The sequence below is a fragment of the Enterococcus sp. DIV1304_2 genome (assembly GCF_050555445.1).
Taxonomy (GTDB): domain Bacteria; phylum Bacillota; class Bacilli; order Lactobacillales; family Enterococcaceae; genus Enterococcus_B; species Enterococcus_B pernyi.
In genome coordinates this window covers 328,193-346,700 of the sequence record NZ_CP187851.1, presented here as the reverse complement: position 1 = coordinate 346,700, position 18,508 = coordinate 328,193, and the positions used below count along the sequence as shown (strand labels likewise).

Here is an 18,508-nt window from a genome sequence, read left to right as displayed (position 1 = left end):
AGACTTGTAAAAATCCGCTCCGGTAATTTCTAATATTCCGACTTATTTCCCTCAGAAGTTACTTTTATAATAGCGTTTTTCTCACTTGTAAAAATAGTACTTTTACTTGAGCAATAAGGTGAAAAATTGATTTTAGTTTGTTTTGCGTATATATATAATATACAAAAAGAAGACATTTTTTGACGAAGCAAAATAGAAAAAACGATTGCATGTTTACCATGTTTACATAGAAATAAATTTCATCTGTTGAGGAGCTATGGCATTAGTTTGTTCTCTCCGCCTTAAGTATTCCATAAGTACCTCCTATTACATATCACTACTTTTAGCAGAGAAATCCACAAATATATGTATAAGAAAGAGTTGATTGCTTATGAATGAACTAGTGTATATCAAAGAAAATTTCAACATCGTAACCGTTGCTTTTGTAAAAAACGGGAAAGTCATGAAAAAAATTTATGATTGGTACCTCCCTTATTATTATCAGGATAGGCTCCATATCCATACGAATTCCTCTATTCATATCAATGGTCAAAAGAAAAAAGTTTTTATTGTGGGTACGTCTTATCATCCTGATGCACAAAAAATGTATAAACAATTTCCACTATTACACTCACAACCTAGCTGGCAGATACAACTTATTGCTCAAATACTTAACTCTAAGAATATTCAGTATTATCGAGAGCGAACGTTCAAAAATCTTACTACAGTCGAGAATCGTCCTTTAAGAATTGATCTTTCATTTCAACAAAATAATCAATGGTACTTTATTGAATATCATGGTGTTCATCACTACTTCAAGAAAAGAGCTACTACTAAACGTTTTCAAAACATACTAAGAAATATGGAAATAAAGAGACAGTGGTGTTTAGATAATAGGGTGCTGTACTTAGAAATTCCTTTTTTCAGACAAAGAGAAATTCAAAAGTTGGTGGAAACTTTTCTAAAATCTACGTTACTAGATCCACACTGATGAAAATCTTTTTAATCGTGCAAGGTAATCTATCCTCCTATTCTATGGATATCACACTTATACAAATCAAAGTTGGCTCCTCTATTTATTGTGAATAAACAAAGACCTGTAGTAAGGCCAAAAACTCTTTTGGATTACTACAAGTCTCTATTCACATCTTTATTCTCTTACTATATCTGGCTTGCTCAATTGCTCTTTGATGCGATACGTACTCGCATCAAAATTTTTATTTTCTTGAATAGGTGCATGTAATGCCAGTTCTCTTTCTTTAGGTGATGGTAGTGTGTCTAACATACGTTCAAACGCTTTTTCTTCCTCTGTTGGTGTCTTTGCTTGGTAATAACGCATCAAATTCAATGTAAATTCCACTCGATCTAAATCATTGAAAGGAAGAGTGAGGTAATTTTCATTTTCAAATGTTCCATAGGCCGAGTTAGCTGCAATTAACGCAGTTCGCTTGTTACCATCTTGGAATGCTTGAAGTTTTGATAATCGTGCAAACACACGCCAAGCATCTATTTCTTCCTTTTTCGACTTCTTGAATGTTTCTACGATTTGATCAATATCGACTCGCGTAACGATCTCCGGTGGCAAATACGCTTCCTGACTTTGTTGATCGATAATAATAGCGATGCGATCTTCTTCATTATAATAAGCATTTCTCAAATGTCCGGGCAAACCCGGTTGTTCATTTGATGGTGAATCAAACTGTGTATTTACTGCAATGATCCCATCCGTAGAGAATCCTATTTTTTTTATTACATCGATTCCTTTTAACGCATCTGTAAAAATTGCGATATCGTCTTTGTTTTGTCGCAAAGGTTTCGTCGATTTTTGATCAAGTGCTTTTTTCGTTTGTAAAACCGTACTACCGTAATTATTTAGACTACCTAGTGAGGTAATAAACCTTGCAAGAGCTGTATTATCCATCGGTTCTCTCTCCTTGTTCTACCAATGTTTCTGTCTCTTAGTATACTATGAAAATCAAATCCATAGTAGAGAAAATCAACTTCACTCCATTTATCAAACTCACTTGGCAAACTACGAATTTTTTCACCTATTTCTTATGAGAAGTACCATCGTATCTATATGACTTATTGTCAATGGGTCCACGTATCCCTTATTGATCCGCTTGATCAATGGAGATATTATGCAGATTTTCAACTAAGGTTCGATGTTCACGAGGGCCGGTCGACTCTGGTGCTTGATCGAGCTGTTCAATCAAATTTAATTCTTCTTCTGATAATCGGAAATCAAAAATGGCGATATTTTGCTTCATACGATCCACATGGACAGACTTAGGGATCGTGATGATCCCTAGTTGTGTTTGCCAACGTAGGATGATTTGTGGGACAGTTTTATGGTATTTTTCAGCTAATTCCTTTAAAACTGGTTCATCAAAGATCCCATCTTTTCCTTGGTTAAAGGGACTCCATGCTTCGGTCACGACATCAAAATGCGTGGCTGTTTCTCTTTGTTGTTTTTGTTGACGGTATGGATGTTGTTCGATTTGGTTGATCACTGGTTTGATCCGATGATTCAAAATCAAATCAGTCAAACGACCTGTTGAAAAATTGGAGACTCCGATCGCCTTTACTTTGCCTGCATCATAGAGTTCTTCCATGGCACGCCATGCACCATAATAATCATTGTAAGGTTGATGGATCAAGAAAATATCAATATAGTCTACCCCTAATTTTTGTAAAGAACGTTCATACGCTTTGTATGCGCCCTCGTAAGAAGCATCAGTGACCCATAATTTTGTTGTGATAGTGATCTCTTCTCTTGGAATCCCGCTTTTTTTGATTGCCCGACCAACGGCTTCTTCATTGTAATAAACAGCCGCAGTATCAATCAGGCGATAGCCAGCATTCAGCGCTTCTAAAACGACTTGCTCACATTCTTCTTGATCCCAGATTTGAAAGACGCCAAATCCAAGTACAGGAATTGTCAATCCGTTGTTCAAGGTCCGTGTTTCCATCATTGATTTTCTCTCCAAACTCCACGTTATTTCGTCAATTCAGCAACGACTTTTTCTCCTAATAAATGTGCAGACTGTGGGTTTTGTCCTGTTAATAAACGCCCATCTGCATGAACAACTTCAGTAAAAGCTTTCCCTGCCTGATAATCGGCCCCTTTTTCTTTCAATGAATCTTCGGTCAGGAATGGGACGTTATTCGTTGTTCCGTTTAATTCCTCTTCTTCATTACTAAAGCCAGTCACTTTACGTCCAGCTAAAATGGACTGTCCGTTTTCATCAACGACAGGTAATAAGCCTACGACACCATGACAAACCGCTGATACGATCCCATTATTTTTGTAGATCGCAGAACCAATCTCTGCTAATTTTTCTGATCCGGGGAAATCCCACATCGTTCCATGACCACCGGCATAATAAATCGCCGTATACTCTGTTGGGTCCACTTCATCCGGACGTAACGTTTGACCTAACGCACGATTACGAAAGTCTTCATCTTGGTAATAGGTCCAATCCACTTGGTCCATATCTAATATACTTTTTGGTTCCAATGGTACGTATCCGCCATTCGGGCTAACAAAATCAGCTTCGATCTTGTTTTTGACTAATACATCATAAAAATGAGTCAATTCACTTAACCATAAACCTGTTGGACGCTCGATATTGTCGTATTTTTCTACATTTGTCAAAACAATCAAAACTTTCATTTTTTCAGCTTCTTTCTTAGATATTGATGGTTGATCCATAGCGTTGATCAAGAAAATTATACAACGGACTTGGTAAATACAAGTCTTTGTATGCTTCAGAAAAAGGTTTCGTCACAAATTCAGCATCTCGACCTTCTAATAATTTGACCGCCCATTCAGGATCTACCAACATTTGTTGACCTATTGCTACGAGTTCCGCATGAGCTAACACAGACTCGACATCTTTGCGGTTACGGACATTCCCGACACCTACTAATGGAATTTTCCCTTGAATCGCTTCGTGGACATATTCAAGAATTGATTTTTCGTTATAAGTTTCAGAACGAGCCACACGATCATAGGTGTTCAATGAAACATGCAGATAGTCTAATTTCGTTTCACGTAATTGTTCCATCAACCAAATCGTTTCTTCAAAACGGATACCTGGTGTTTCAAATTCTTCTGGTGAAAAACGATAGCCAACAATAAATGGTTTGGTTGCGTGTGTTTCAACTGCTCGGAAGACAGATTTCAATAATTCTTCAATAAAATGATAACGTTTCTCTAAAGAACCACCCCATTGATCTTCTCTACGGTTCGAATGAGGAGAAAAGAATTGTTGGATCAAGTAAGTATTCGCACCATGTAATTCTACTCCGTCAAATCCTGCTTCAATGGCTCTGCGTGTTGCTTCGCCAAATGCTTGGATCGTTTCACTAACTTCTTCATCACTTAATGCCCGAGGTGTTTCGGCATCTGGACGTTCTGCCGGAATCGCACTAGCAGATACTGTTTGTTCTCCTGATAATGTCGCACGGCTTGTCATACGACCGCCATGGAAGATCTGCACGATTGCCTTGGCGCCTTCGCCTTGAATGGCTTGTGCTAACTCGCTTAGACGAGGAAGCATTTCATCATGGGCGATACTCAATTCACCTGGCCAACCTTTACCGATGTCTTGCACATTTGCTGCACCAGTGATCACTGCTCCTAATCCTTTTGAGCGTTGTGCATAGTATTCGATCTCGTCTTTTGTGATTACCCCATTAAAAAAGCTAAGTTCTGTAGTCATTGGTGATAGCATCAACCGATTTTTCAGCTCACTACCTGATGGAAATGTGATTGATTCATTGAATTTTGCCATTCTTCTTCCTCCAATATGACGAATGTCACTTATTTTTTCTCGTATTTATTTAACCATACGATTAGTTGTACATGCAACTGTTATGTTTAAAAAATTTTATTTTTTTTGTAATTTATTGGTCGCTTCATTCAGCTCTTGAGAAAGCCGCTCGCTCTCGGCAGCACCTAAAACAACTTTATATGCATGGTGCAACTCATCCCAACTACTGTCGATCTCTTTGACAAATTCACGACCTTCATCAGTTAAAAATACCAAAGATAACCGTCCTTCTGTAACCGTTTTGACATAGCCTTTATATTCTAATTTTTCTACGAAACGTGCAATCGTTGAAGGCGCTGAATACAACATCTGCGCGATATCTTTTTGAGGAATACCGTTTTTTTCTTTCAAAATCAGTAAGATAAATCCATAAGTAGGTGCAAGTCCCGTTTTCTTGAAGGCTTCATCAGCTAACTTATTCAATACTCGATCGAGCTTCTTCACACTAAAAAAAAGACATTCTTCTAACGAACGTTCAATTGATTTCCCCATTTTTACACCTCCTGTTAGCGTACATATCATAGTATGATTTAGTTGATTTGTCAAAGAGGAGGATAGCATTCATATGTAGTTCAAATGATCACCTATAAAAATACAATGATATGTAGAAGCATCTATTCAGTTTTAGAATGTGTAAAATAACTAAGGGCAAATTTCCACTGTAGTGTCTAAACAGTCATATATCATGAAATGAGCAATTCAGTTTACGCACTTTAAAACAACCCACGCTCATAATAAGACCAGACGGAAAGAATGGTTACTATTTTCCTCTCAATATCCACACTATAAACTAGTCTATGCTGAATGTTGATTCTTCTTGAGTGATACGGAATCCCTACTAGTTTTTCATACGGTGGCGGTGACTGAAAAGGATTCTTTCGAATGACCTTGAGTAATTCATCAAACTTTTTATGTAACCCAGCAATTTTAAGTTTAGTAAAATTTTTTTTGCATTTTTTTATTTCTATAATGTATCCCAATCAATCTTATTTAACTCTTCCGTTTCTTCCTCTTCGTATTGCTTAATCTGATTGAGCACGCCTGTATTTTGTAAATACAGCGTTTCCTGAATTGCATTCCAATCTGCCTTACTAATAATTACTACACTTTCATCTTCACTTTTAGTATTGATAATTTCAACCGGTTGATTGTGTGCCACAACATGCTTAATCAAGCTATACAAATTATTTCGAGCCTTCGTTGGTGTAATTACTTCCATCTCTATTCACATCCTTCTTTATTATTAATAATAACGTACATAAAAGCGTAAGCCAATAAGCATAAATTGGTTGAATTTTGTCTTATACTTCTTGTTAATGTAGGCTTCATCATCTGACTTAATTGACTGATCAAAAAAGAAAGAAACATAGCTTTTTATACACTATCTTCCAGCCTATCTTAAAGAATGCAACAATAGGCTGGAAGATATTAGGAATCTTGCACACTTAAACCGAATGAACGATGTTCTAGAAATAACGACTAGTGAAATAAGCGTAAATCTCAAAAATTCGAAGAACAATTTTTGGTATTTCACGATTATTTCTCGGAGCTAAGCACTTCTATCACTCATTATCCAATTTTCACCACAAACGCTTCATAAGGACGTAATTCAACTTCTCCCATAGGCACTTCTCGGTCATAGTTTGCAATGATCAGTTCCGTTGTTTCTTGTGGCACAGTCAATTCATGTGTTTGTTCAGATAAGTTACAAACGATCAACCAACGTTCTTCATTGAGTGTACGATAATAAGCGAAGACTTCATCTGGAGTTTCTGCCAACAATTCATATTCTCCCCAGACAATGATTTCATTGTGTTTGCGTAACTCGATCAAGCGTTTGTACGTATGGAAAATCGAAGATGGATCTGCGATTGCTTGTTTCGCATTGATGGTTTTGTAGTTTGGATTGACGGATAGCCAAGGCGTTCCTGTCGTAAATCCACCATGTGCTGTTTCATCCCACTGCATTGGGGTACGCGCATTGTCACGCCCTTTGGCATTGATAGACTGCAAGATCTCTTCTTTACGATAGCCAGATGCGAAACGCTCATGATACATATTGATTGTTTCGATGTCTTGGGCTTCTGAAATGTCCTGGATCGGAGCATTAGTCATACCTAGTTCTTCTCCTTGATAAATGTAAGGAGTCCCCTTCATCATGTGGAGTAAAATAGCAAACATCTTTGCACTTTCCACGCGGTATTCTTGATCATTTCCCCAACGTGAAACAATTCTCGGTAAATCGTGGTTATTCCAAAATAAGCTATTCCAACCTTCATCACCTAATGCTGTCTGCCATTTGGACAAGACTTGTTTCAGTTCAGAGACATCTAAAGCTTTTAGATCCCATTTATCCTTGCCTGCTTGCTGGTCCAAAGTCATATGTTCAAATTGGAAGATCATGGATAGCTCATTTCGTTTGGGGTCAGAATAAAGCTTCGCGATTTCTGTCGTTGCGCCCCAAGTTTCTCCTACCGTCATCAAATCTTTATCTCCAAAAGTTGCTTGATTCATTTCTTGTAAATATTCATGGAGTCGAGGACCATTATTGGTGATTTCTTGATCCGGTAATTTGCCGATCGTATCGATGACGTCCATACGGAATCCACCAATTCCTTTATCGATCCAAAAATTCATCATATCATAAACTTCTTGTCTGACCAGCTCGTTCTCCCAATTCAAATCAGGTTGTTTCTTGCTGTATAGATGCAAATAATATTGACCCGTCGTTTCATCAAATTCCCAAGCTGGTCCACTAAAAATCGAACGTAGCGAATTAGGCACGTCTCCATTTACTGGATCACGCCAAATATAATAATCTCGATATGGATTGTCTTTGCTTTTGCGAGATTCGATAAACCATTGATGTTCATCAGAAGTGTGATTGACGACTAGATCCAAAATGATTTTGATGCCTGATTTCTTCGCTTCCTCAATCAGTTCGTCCATTTCAGCCATCGTCCCAAACTCAGCCATGATTGCTTCATAATCGCTGATATCATAACCATTATCATCATTTGGGGATTCATAGACAGGAGAAAGCCAAATCGTATCGATCCCTAGATAGGTTAAATAATCTAATCTTGAAATAATCCCTCTTAAATCACCAATTCCATCTCCATTCGTATCTTGAAAACTACGTGGATACACTTGATATACAACTGATTGATGCCACCATTTTTTCTCCATATGATCCTCCATTTGTTTTGTCCTATTCTTAAAGAATTGTAACGCTTACAAAAACAAGAGTAAACAGGTACAAACATGTTACCGATAACAATAAAATCCGGGATTTTTGAAATAAAAAAGAGCGAGGGGAAAGTTTCAATCAATGGATTAGCGCCTTAAAACAGAAACTGTTGATTGAAATAAGTATAGATTGCTATCAACATGTCTGTTTAGAGTGCGCCCTAAATAGACACCGAGAAATCATTGAAAAATCTAGTTTCAGTGTATGATTAGGGCGGATTTTAAATAGTTCGAGAAAGTAGGTGAAAATTTTGAAACTTGCTTATATTCGAGTGTCATCGATTGATCAAAATGAACAACGCCAAATCGAAGAAATGAAAAAGTTCGGTGCAGAAAAAATTTTCATTGAGAAACAATCTGGCGCAACGATGACTCAACGACCGATTTTCCGGAAAGCCAATCGGAAATCCTCACATGGATAAGTTCATCAAGGATTTAATCATTCAGATCCTGGCCATGATTGCTGATCAAGAGCGTACTGAATCTAAGCGACACCCGGCGCAAGGGATTAAGATTGCTAATGCGAATGGTGTTTATAAAGGAAGTCCTAAGCTATACAGTGCGGACGCAAAAGATCCCCAACATCGCCTTGTTTATAAAAGCATCATTGAGGATCTAAATCAGGGAATTGCTATTTCCAAGATTGCTAAAGACTACAATGTTACAAGACAAACCGTCTATCGAATAAAAAATGAGATTTAATCTTTGGTTGTACATCACTTATTTTTTCGAATTGACTCTATTAAAAATAATAAAAAGTATTACCACTATATTTGTTCCAATATACCAATAAAATTTTTGATCCGCTACACCCAAATCCGTAGTTACATTTTTTATAGGTTCGTAAGAAAATATAACAGATAGTAACACTCCTAAACTAGATATTAGAAACTCACTATTATTTAGTTTATTTTCAATCTCACTATTTATTATGTCCAAGTTCATATTATCAATTTCTTGCAACATTTGTTCAGTTTCTAAAGGAATGATTTTTGATTTAAAGTAGTAATATAATTCAACTCCACTGTAATAATTTGAAAACATAGTTAAATTTTCTGAGATAAGATACTCTCGTCTTTTTTTCTTCGCTTTTAAAATATTCTTGTTCGCCCAAGAATCAGAACTAAATATGAGATTGGCAAATCTTTTTAATAAAATTAGTTCTAATACACCTTGTATATTCCCGAGTATTTGTATATCAGTATCTAATTCTCCTGCTTTCATTTCTTGAATTCTCTTTTTCCCGATAGCAATTACGCTTTTCTTTGAATTTGAGAAAACTGTCATTTTATCTAATAAAAATTTATTGTGCTCAATTTCTTGTTCTTTAGGTATTGTTTGATATGGAGATTTACTTATTGAGTATAATTTTTTTTCAGTTTGTTTATTTTGATTTTCATCACTAGTGATTATGAAAATATTATAATCTTGAACTAACTGATTTTTTTCACATTTTTCAAAGAAAGTTTTTATATAGCTATTAATTACATCTTGTACATTAATCTTTTCTTTATTTGACTCTTCTCTTACTTCTTTATAAGCTTTTAAACCGTGTGGGTAGTGATACGAATAGAATGAAGTTTCAGGTAGAACTGTATGATTTGTTTTAATATCCGCTTCACTAAAAGAATGTGCCATTCTAATGATTTTTCTTCCATCATGATATAAATACATTATTGGAAATACATACTCTTTTTCCAATTTAATTGGTAACAGAACTGAGACACATGAAATTAATAATTTACTATCAAAAAAAATTAAATCTCTATAATTTAACAATTCATTTTCATTAGATAATATTTTCTCTATATCTTTGTAAATCGTTGGAATTTCTTGTGCTAATTGATTGGGTATAATGTTTTTTTATATACATTCCCACTACTTACTTCAATAGTTGCTAAAGTATAATCACTTAATAAATTCTTTTTTATATTAGAATTTATTATATAGAATGTGTTTATAACACCTTCCATTTACTTTCAACTCCTTTATTCTTTTCCTAAAAATAATAAATATACATAAATCAAATATATTATCTGATTTCATTGCCCAGTATCCTTGACCTTTTATTCTGTAAACAAGTTATATATTATATTAAAAACCCAACAAGGTATACTCTGTTGGACTCTAGGTAAATATCTTACTAAACCTAATTAAGTGAACAGCTGAAAGAATTATAAAATAAGCTAGTTAAAAAGGATCAAAAACTTAAAAGCTTCTGACCCCTTTTATTAATTGTCTTACTTGTTTGTAACTTTTAGTAACTTATTCAGGATATTAGAATTAACAATAGGGATTCAATTAAAATCGTTATACATTCCCACAACCAATAACTATTTATAAGTATTTTTAACGACACCGATAAAAATTAACTCTATCTAATTGAATTTCCTTAAATCTACTTTTTTCTAGCATTTTGAATAAAGAAATCACTAATATCCATATCTAATATTAGATATAGATATTAGTTCTTTTAATTTTTTAGATTGATTTTCATTTAACGATACACCGTCTTTTTTTATTGCATTAGATATCTCTATATTCATACGACTTAAAACTAACGGAACTGAAGTTCCTTCATTTTTCAACTTTTTAAGATAGGAGCCTAATACTTTTCGAAGAGATTCATTTCCAAGATCTATCTCTAAATCATCTAATAATTCAGTAATAATCACTTCTGCTTTTTTACGTCGATCGTCTCCACCAGAAAACCACTTTAAATTACTCATATATTCATCCTCCTTGATTCCTTTTTATGAATCCCTTTCGTCTAAATCAATGATTAAGTCACACTTGTCTATTAATTTATCATTATGAGATATCATAATGATTGACTTATTAGGGTACTTTAATAATTTTTCAAAAATCAACATTTCAGTTTTAGAATCTAAAGCACTCGTAGCTTCATCTAATAATAAAATTTTACTTCCTAATAATAAAACTCTTGCTAAAGCAATTCTTTGCTTTTGACCACCTGATAAATTCGCACCATTTTCTTCTAAATACGTATCAAGTCCTAGAGGAAGCGCAGTAATATAACTCCATAAACAAGTATCTTTCAGTACTTTTTCGAGTTCTTGTTCATCAGGAATACTTTCTAAACCTAAAAATAAATTGTCTTTAATAGTTCCACTCATAATAAAAGATTCTTGAGGCACATAGGTAATCAACTTACGTAAATCTTTTCTATTAATATTTTCAATATTTTGCTCATTTATACAAATTCTTCCATTATCTGGAGAATAAAATCCAGCTAGAAGTTGTGCTAAAGTTGATTTCCCAGCACCACTATCACCTTTTATTCCTATATTTTTACTCACAGGTAGAGAAAAACTCATATTATCTAACACATTAGGATATTTAGTAGAATAACTAAAATATACATTTTCAAATGTAATCGTTGCTTTTTCAGTTAATTTAGCCAAATGAATAAACTTGTCTTTATTTTCATTATTTATAGAAAATACATCGTTAAGCCGATTATTTGCAACTTGTGCTTTTTGGAATTTTTCTTGTAGATTTATTATATTTTGTAGAGGTGTAGAGAAAAATATAGATAATGAATTGAAAGTTATTAGTTCTCCTATTGTAATTTCTCCATTGATAACATAATACGAACCAAACCATAATACAAAAGCCGAGGTTAAAAGAGAAACCAAAATTTTTAAATTTTGAATTATAGAATCATACATATTTCTCTTTAGTGATACATCAAAAAATTCATTTAAACTTCTATATATTTGATTTACAATCTTATTCTCACTACAAAGTGCTTTTATAGTATATATTCCGTTTAATCCTTCAATAAAATTAGAATCAACTATTGAATTTTTTTGCATCTCTTCTCCGTTTAATCGACTCATTTTTTTATTTGATCCTAATATAATTAGTATATAAAATGGAATAGAACTTAACGTTATTAAAAATAATTGTTTATTAATATTGATCAATATAATCCCCACAACAATGACTGAACTTAAATCTAAAAAAATAGATATGGTAAAGCTAGCTAAAGCTTCTATAATTTTATTAGCATCAGAAAATCTAGAGACAATATCTCCAGTTTTTCTTTTAGAAAAAAAGGAAGCTGGTAAAATGAAAATATGTTCTAAATATTTAAATAAAATGCTTCTACCTACATCTTGTCCTAGCTTTTCTAAATTATATCTTCTTGTAATTTCAAATATACTTGTTATAAAAATGCCTATGATATAGCTAATTGATATCATAAATAGATTTAAAAAGTCTTTTTCAGGAAGTAACCAATCTATTAAAATTCTAAAATAGCAACTTGATAGTATTCCTATAATTGTTATTATTAATGAAGATAATATCACCAATAAAATTTTTTTATATTGATCTTTTAATAAACTTATTGAAGAAAAAAAACTTTTTTTTGTATTATTTATGGGTTGGAAATCAGGTGTCTTTTCAGCAACTAAAATAACACCAGTCCATTTATTGTTGAACTTTTCTATTGATTCTTTGTATTTTCCAATCGCAGGGTCAGCTATTAACAATTTCTCTTTTTTCATACCATATACAATACAATAATGAAGAAATTGATTATTCGTTACTATATTAGCAATTACGGGATAATTGAACTCATTTTTTTTCCATACATCACTATTAGCTTTATAGGCTTCACAATTTATTCCTAATTTAGCAAATCCGTTAACTATACCTAATGCACAGGTACCTTCAGAATCGGTTTCAGTTAAGTCTCTTAAAACTTCCACTGAAATCCATGAATGAAAATTATTTAAAATCATCTGCATACAGGCTATACCACAATCAACTTCATTATACTGTTTTATTAATTTTTGTCTCAAAGAATCACCTATAAATAAGAATACTCATCCATAGAATTTTTGAATGAGTATTCTAAAAATATAATACACTAAAATAAAAGGCTTAAATTAACTTTTCCAACCAGCTGCTCCACCAGTAGCTAAATTCGCAGCAGAATTATTTCCAATAATGCCAATAGCTTTTCCCCAATCAACACTGCACCCTTTTTTATTACATGAGACTCCATTACCGTAGTATTTTCCACCTACTACTTGTGACATTTCTTTTGCTGTTAATTTCTTCAAAACTTAAACCTTCTCTCTTTTTTTGAACAATAAATAATTGTCCTTATTTAAAAGATAGCATATTTTTTATATTTTCTTGCTTAAAATCACGTTATTTTAACTTACAATTTTGTCATCTAAAAACACATTTTATTTTATTATAAATATGGATTTCATAAACGTAGCTTTTGATGTCATAAAAGTTATTTTTAATGTCATAATCGTAAATATACTTACTTTGATTAATTTGCCTAAATCTAAAAAAATATTTTAAACAAATAAATAGTTGTCTATCCTACGGTCTTACGAGCAAGAAAAAGTATTCGTGTATGCCTAATTCCACATCCTTGTCGGTTTACTAGTAGCCACATACGAGTACTGGCTAAATACTCGTAACAAGAAGTAAAACAAATACGGCGGCATTAGCCAAAAAAAGAAAAGCCCTAGAGTATCCTACTACTCTAGGGCTTCAGTGTTCACATGTTCTTTTTCTGCAAAACAATCATATCATGATTTGTTGTTTTATTCAAATGGTACCTCATTTATCTTTTTCCTTTGTATGTTCAATTTTTTTAGAACTATCTCTTCAACTAATCGTATAAACTTGGACTGTAGGGTTGCTGCTACGTAATTAACAAAGTTTTTATCAGTGTATTCAAAAGACCACATATATTTTAAACAATTATTATCGTAAAGATCGATTAATTTCATGTCGTCATATTCTAGTCCTTATTTTTCAACGGTTCGATTTGTGGGTGGGACAAAAAATAAAATTCATTTTTGTTTCATACCTTAAAACCAAATAAACAGTGTTTGCAAACCGGCTCCTTCAACATTAAGCTAAAAAATTGTAAAATATAAAAAGCAATTTTTCAATTTTCTATCTTACTGCTCAGGTCAAAACACTTCTGTCACAACCTCGTCGAACCAGTGACCGGTCATCTAAAGGCCCACTTGGGGTGCTAAATTTTTCACTAACGTGGGCGAGTGGTATCAGATTGGCGCTCATGGCACTAGATCTAAGGAAATTAGGGGAACACATGGATAAAAAGTGTGTATATGACTAAAAACGAGTCCAATTTTGACAAAAAAACATCAAAATCAGACTCGTTTTTTATTTTTGAGAAAGGACGACTGGACTGCCCCTCACTCTTTTAAAAGCGAATGAACACTCAAGTTCTACCTAAATCAATCAAACATTCAAGATCCACATGAATCCTATAAAGACAAAGAACAGCGCGTACATGATCGGTGAGACTTCTTTGCCACGTTTTGCTGCTAGCATGGTGATTGGATAAAAGATGAATCCTAGTGCAATCCCATCTGAGATACTATAAGTCAGTGGCATACCGATCAAGATCAAGAAAGCAGGAATAGCAATCTCCATTTTTCCCCATTCGATCTGACGTAATGATTGGGCCATCAACACACCAACTAAAATCAGCGCAGGTGCAGTTACTTGAGAAGTCACGACTGATAATAATGGTGAGAAAAACAACCCGAACAAGAATAAAATCCCTGTTGTGATTGCAGTTAATCCAGATCGTCCACCAACGGCGATCCCTGCGGATGACTCAACAAAAGCCCCAACGGGCGATGTACCTAACAATGAACCAGCTAACATCGCAGTAGAATCCGAAGCTAATGCTTTCCCAACACGTGGCATTTTGTTATCTTGCATGAAACCAGCTTGGTTTGCTAGACCAACCAATGTTCCAGCTGTATCAAAGAATGTCACTAACAAGAACGTCAAAACGACTACCCACATTTGTAAGCTATTGATATCACCAACGTGTTTCAATGCAACTAAGAAAGTGGGTTTCAAGCTAGGTGCTGCCGCAACAAGTTGTGAAGGCATAGGAATCAGTCCAGTGACTAGTCCTAGAAGTGTGGTAGCTACCATTCCGATAAAAATCCCTCCTGGTACACGACGAACTAACAATACCGCAGTAACGATCAAACCAAAAATCGTCAACCAAGTGGAACCGACACTCAATGAACCTAAGCCAACAAGCGTTGATTCATTTGCCACGATCAAGCCACCTTCACTCAAGCCTAGAAAGGCAATAAACAAACCAATCCCACCAGAAATCGCAAACTTCAAGTCTGTTGGAATGGCATCAATGATCATCTCACGTAATTTAAAAATGGTGATCAAAATAAAAATCAACGAAGCGACAAACACTCCTGCCAATGCTGTTTCCCATGGAATTCCCATACCTAAACAGACCGAGTAAGCAAAAAAGGCATTGATTCCTAGCGCAGGTGCTGTTCCAATCGGGTAGCGTGCAACGACCCCCATCAAAATACAGCCAATGGCACTGGCTAATGCTGTCGCAGTAAACACTGCCCCTTCATCCATCCCCGAAGCACCAAGCACTGTTGGATTGACAAATAAGATATATGCCATAGAGATAAATGTCGTAAACCCAGCCAGTATCTCACGTTTCACCGTCGTATTCAGTGCGTCAATCTCGAAGTAGGAAAGTATCTTTTCCTTCATCGTTCATCCCCCTAAAACCGAACATTTATAAAAAAGTTCTTACTATATTAGATTTATTAATAAAACAACGTGTTTAATATTATCCCAAATAAAGAAATAAGTAAACAAAAAATTCGGATTTAATCAAAAATCCGAACATTAATATTTACCTATTCCGCTTTCATCTAGAGAAGAGTATGTCGATTACTAATAAATAAAACTAAGTACACAATAGTTGAAGAAGCTTCTATCTATGGGTTTCTTTACCGATTCGCTTTTGTTCTTCCGCACGAAATTGCTGATTGTCGATTTGGCTGATCGGTAAATTACTCCCTTTTCCACGATAATCTAAAGAATTTAAACCACCGAAGCCTGTATCGACCATTTTATTCCATCCTTTGGCAGGATTTTTCCCAGATTTCAAATTCTTCATTCTCAATTTATCACTCTTTTTCATCCGTTGCTTTTTGAAATAATCTTCAAGTGTTTCAGTGATCGAGATTTTCATCTTCTGTCTCCCTTTCATCTACTTTTTCTGTCGATTCTAATTTTGCAATCACAAAAAAATTTCCTTCAGGATCGGAAAAGTTAAACGTCAACAAGCCATTATTCTCCAAAATTTCACCAGCTGTTTCGATTTGTTCGTAAAGTTCATCAAACTTATCTGTAAAGAAAATCATAGACGGTGGTGGACCTAACACTTCTGGTGAAAATCGTTCAACGAATGTCCGAGGAAAAATAGCCAACTCCAATTCTTGCGACATACGCAAGACAATGCTTTGATATTCCTCTGGCAATTCCAACGTTTCTACTATTTCTGCCTTCAATTGCTCAACGAAAAACCGACTGACTAACGCGACATCTTCGACATATAGCATGACACGAGATTTATGGATCATTTGACAACGCCTCCTCTAAATAAAAGCTTGTTTTCATTATAGCACGAAAGCGGAAACACACTTAGTGGAAGTCACTGCTATTAAGCACAAGATGATCGAGCGAAGGTTGCTTATTTTCGTGTTAAGCGATCAAAAGACAAATCACCCGCCATCTTCAAGTTTGCTTTGTTTGAAGATTACGAGTGACTCCATCGTTTTGATTATTTCCTACGTGTCCGGTCACAAAGTGATTTCTGATTGTTCTTTCGTCACTGTTTGTCTAGTACTCGTTACACCAAATGTTCGTTCAATGTCTTCTTGTAAAGCAGTCATTGCTTTTCCGGCAACTTCTGCTTGTTGTGCGTTGACTGCCTCGATCACCAACACAGCGTTCGTCGTTTTTTCTGTTAACATGGTCCGTTGCGCTTCACGCCAGTTAAAGCAGCGACAAACTGCGCCTTCTTTATCATAATAAATGATTTCTTCTGGTAATGCGGGCGCATCTTCTTCTGCGCCTAATGGCAAGAAATTTTCTCCACCTTGGGCTTTACCCAAATGAAGATCCCCAACGATCGTGTCAAGATCTTCTCCGCCACAGGGTACGCCAAAGCGCAAAGAGATACTATTATAGATATCCACTAACGGACTGATCGGGAAAAATTCGCGACCTTGACTGGCTCTTTTTAGTAGTGCCTCGATCGATGAACGTGCGCCTTTTTTTGTCTTGAACTGGGTAAACGCTTGACGCCATTGTGCAATCACTTCATTTTGACTAAAAGGTTCTTCTGTTAAATAATTTCTTGCTTCTTTAGCAGCACGATTCAATTTGTCATAATAATCTGCTTTGTTTTCTTCAACGACTTCGTTATTGATCCCTTCTACCGTTAGGATCTCGATTTTTGCTTCTGGGAACACTTCCCAAAATGATGGATCTGCTACAAATTTTTTCATTCGTTACACCTCATTGATTTTTTTGACTAAGATATGATCGATCTGTGCATCGTCTCCTATATAAAACACATGTTGTCCTTGGCGTATGAAACCATGCTTACGGTAAAAAGCTTGGGCGGGATCATTATGTTCCCACACACCTAACCACACAGCTGTTTTTCCCTGTGCTTTCGCTTGAGCCAACGCCCAGTTCATCAAGTGAGTGCCGATCCCTTTTTTCTTATAGGGTGGTCGAATATAGATCCGTTCGATTTCTAGATGATCCTCAGGCATTTCCTCGGATTGTGCTTTTCCTGTGTTCAGTTTTAGATAACCCGCAATTTCGCCATGATCTAGTGCCCAGAAAAAAGCTGATTCTGGATGGATCAGTTCTTTTGTCAATCGCTGCAAATCATATGCTTGCGAAAGATATGCATCCATATCTGCCTGCGTGTTATATTCGCCAAAAGTATCCGTGTACGTTTCAATGCTGATTGCTTGAAGGCGTTCCACTTCACTTTCCACAATCGGTCTGATTTCTACCTTTCCCACTCCAACATCCCTTTCAATACAGGCGTTTATTGCCCTTTTTTACAAAATTCCAGTCTTCGCTGATATTTTTCCTTACGTGTGTCAATAATCTTTCCAACTGTTGGATTTCTTCTTCAGACAAGCCAGCTAAAGCGACTTTCGTAGAATGATGGTGTTCTCGGATGATCATCGGATAAAGTGCTTCTCCTTGGGCCGTTGGATAACACCTTTTATTTTTCTTATTCTGTTCGTCCGTTACACGTCGAATCAAGCCATTACTTTCCAGCTTTTTCAGCGCACGGGCAGTTGTCGTTCGATCGACTTTAAGCATTTCGGCTATTTTTTCTTGAATGATACCTGGATTTTCACAAATCCGAACGAGATACAGGTATTGCCCCCTCGTCAAAGCGACTTCTTTAAACTCAATATTACTGATCGAATCTAACGCTCGTGCTATCGCGCCGATTTCTCTTATGATCTCAGCCATCTCTTCTCTCCTTTAGTTGTACTTTTATTGTACTGATTTTTGTTGCAAATGCAACAAAA

Annotated in this window: 20 protein-coding genes and 1 pseudogene; 3 read left to right on the top strand and 18 right to left on the bottom strand. The window is 35.2% G+C overall.

Annotated features, from left to right (window positions below; translation table 11 throughout):
• The first annotated feature begins 370 nt into the window (after positions 1-370).
• Positions 371-970, top strand: a complete 600-nt coding sequence (locus tag IGJ14_RS01700; RefSeq protein ID WP_019722539.1) for a hypothetical protein — start codon at positions 371-373, stop codon at positions 968-970.
• 159 nt (positions 971-1,129) lie between these two features.
• Here the strand turns inward: IGJ14_RS01700 and IGJ14_RS01695 are convergent, their stop codons facing one another.
• The 8 genes from IGJ14_RS01695 to IGJ14_RS01660 all read right to left on the bottom strand — a co-directional run bounded on the left by IGJ14_RS01695 (position 1,130) and on the right by IGJ14_RS01660 (position 8,006).
• Positions 1,130-1,900 (bottom strand): Fic family protein, encoded by a 771-nt coding sequence (locus tag IGJ14_RS01695; protein ID WP_019722540.1) that lies wholly within the window; start codon positions 1,898-1,900, stop codon positions 1,130-1,132.
• Between the two features lie 190 nt (positions 1,901-2,090).
• Positions 2,091-2,951: an aldo/keto reductase gene (locus IGJ14_RS01690; protein ID WP_029593947.1), complete on the bottom strand. Its 861-nt coding sequence runs from the start codon at positions 2,949-2,951 to the stop codon at positions 2,091-2,093.
• Positions 2,952-2,977: 26 nt separating this feature from the next.
• Complete coding sequence (locus tag IGJ14_RS01685) at positions 2,978-3,655, bottom strand: type 1 glutamine amidotransferase domain-containing protein (RefSeq protein WP_019722542.1); 678 nt, start codon at positions 3,653-3,655, stop codon at positions 2,978-2,980.
• Positions 3,656-3,671: 16 nt separating this feature from the next.
• On the bottom strand, positions 3,672-4,778 hold the full coding sequence (locus IGJ14_RS01680; RefSeq protein ID WP_019722543.1) for an NADH-dependent flavin oxidoreductase: 1,107 nt from the start codon (positions 4,776-4,778) through the stop codon (positions 3,672-3,674).
• A gap of 96 nt (positions 4,779-4,874) precedes the next feature.
• Entirely contained in the window at positions 4,875-5,309 is a 435-nt protein-coding gene (locus tag IGJ14_RS01675; RefSeq protein ID WP_010736432.1) for a MarR family winged helix-turn-helix transcriptional regulator, read from the bottom strand.
• 221 nt (positions 5,310-5,530) lie between these two features.
• Entirely contained in the window at positions 5,531-5,797 is a 267-nt protein-coding gene (locus tag IGJ14_RS01670; RefSeq protein ID WP_019722544.1) for a Txe/YoeB family addiction module toxin, read from the bottom strand.
• Entirely contained in the window at positions 5,782-6,036 is a 255-nt protein-coding gene (locus IGJ14_RS01665) for a type II toxin-antitoxin system Phd/YefM family antitoxin (RefSeq protein WP_019722545.1), read from the bottom strand. Before IGJ14_RS01665 ends, IGJ14_RS01670 begins: the two co-directional genes overlap by 16 nt.
• 350 nt (positions 6,037-6,386) lie before the next feature.
• Positions 6,387-8,006 (bottom strand): glycoside hydrolase family 13 protein, encoded by a 1,620-nt coding sequence (locus IGJ14_RS01660; protein WP_019722546.1) that lies wholly within the window; start codon positions 8,004-8,006, stop codon positions 6,387-6,389.
• Positions 8,007-8,317: 311 nt separating this feature from the next.
• Between IGJ14_RS01660 and IGJ14_RS01655 the strand changes: the two are divergent.
• A pseudogene (locus tag IGJ14_RS01655) lies at positions 8,318-8,768 on the top strand (recombinase family protein).
• A gap of 18 nt (positions 8,769-8,786) precedes the next feature.
• Here the strand turns inward: IGJ14_RS01655 and IGJ14_RS01650 are convergent.
• From IGJ14_RS01650 to IGJ14_RS01635, 4 genes are all read right to left on the bottom strand, one after another.
• Positions 8,787-9,704: a hypothetical protein gene (locus tag IGJ14_RS01650; RefSeq protein ID WP_430608201.1), complete on the bottom strand. Its 918-nt coding sequence runs from the start codon at positions 9,702-9,704 to the stop codon at positions 8,787-8,789.
• 794 nt (positions 9,705-10,498) lie between these two features.
• Complete coding sequence (locus IGJ14_RS01645; protein ID WP_019722550.1) at positions 10,499-10,795, bottom strand: bacteriocin immunity protein; 297 nt, start codon at positions 10,793-10,795, stop codon at positions 10,499-10,501.
• A 24-nt stretch (positions 10,796-10,819) separates the two neighbouring features.
• Positions 10,820-12,898: a peptidase domain-containing ABC transporter gene (locus tag IGJ14_RS01640; protein WP_019722551.1), complete on the bottom strand. Its 2,079-nt coding sequence runs from the start codon at positions 12,896-12,898 to the stop codon at positions 10,820-10,822.
• A gap of 87 nt (positions 12,899-12,985) precedes the next feature.
• The gene (locus IGJ14_RS01635; RefSeq protein ID WP_039729568.1) at positions 12,986-13,138 is read right to left on the bottom strand and encodes a leucocin A/sakacin P family class II bacteriocin; all 153 of its coding nucleotides are present in this window, start codon (positions 13,136-13,138) and stop codon (positions 12,986-12,988) included.
• Positions 13,139-13,484: 346 nt separating this feature from the next.
• On the opposite strand from IGJ14_RS01635, the gene IGJ14_RS01630 reads away from it, so the two are divergent.
• Positions 13,485-13,547: a hypothetical protein gene (locus IGJ14_RS01630; RefSeq protein ID WP_141566826.1), complete on the top strand. Its 63-nt coding sequence runs from the start codon at positions 13,485-13,487 to the stop codon at positions 13,545-13,547.
• 786 nt (positions 13,548-14,333) lie between these two features.
• Here IGJ14_RS01630 and IGJ14_RS01625 read toward each other — a convergent pair.
• The 6 genes from IGJ14_RS01625 to IGJ14_RS01600 all read right to left on the bottom strand — a co-directional run bounded on the left by IGJ14_RS01625 (position 14,334) and on the right by IGJ14_RS01600 (position 18,449).
• Positions 14,334-15,644: an NCS2 family permease gene (locus tag IGJ14_RS01625; RefSeq protein WP_010736459.1), complete on the bottom strand. Its 1,311-nt coding sequence runs from the start codon at positions 15,642-15,644 to the stop codon at positions 14,334-14,336.
• Between the two features lie 226 nt (positions 15,645-15,870).
• Entirely contained in the window at positions 15,871-16,131 is a 261-nt protein-coding gene (locus IGJ14_RS01620) for a hypothetical protein (protein ID WP_019724093.1), read from the bottom strand.
• Entirely contained in the window at positions 16,112-16,522 is a 411-nt protein-coding gene (locus IGJ14_RS01615; protein WP_023519027.1) for a glyoxalase/bleomycin resistance protein/dioxygenase, read from the bottom strand. The genes IGJ14_RS01620 and IGJ14_RS01615 overlap by 20 nt, the downstream gene beginning before the upstream one ends.
• 219 nt (positions 16,523-16,741) lie before the next feature.
• The gene (locus tag IGJ14_RS01610; RefSeq protein WP_065096961.1) at positions 16,742-17,452 is read right to left on the bottom strand and encodes a B3/B4 domain-containing protein; all 711 of its coding nucleotides are present in this window, start codon (positions 17,450-17,452) and stop codon (positions 16,742-16,744) included.
• A gap of 3 nt (positions 17,453-17,455) precedes the next feature.
• Entirely contained in the window at positions 17,456-17,983 is a 528-nt protein-coding gene (locus tag IGJ14_RS01605; RefSeq protein WP_065096962.1) for a GNAT family N-acetyltransferase, read from the bottom strand.
• Positions 17,984-17,996: 13 nt separating this feature from the next.
• Positions 17,997-18,449, bottom strand: a complete 453-nt coding sequence (locus IGJ14_RS01600) for a MarR family winged helix-turn-helix transcriptional regulator (RefSeq protein ID WP_062805801.1) — start codon at positions 18,447-18,449, stop codon at positions 17,997-17,999.
• Positions 18,450-18,508: the final 59 nt, after the last annotated feature.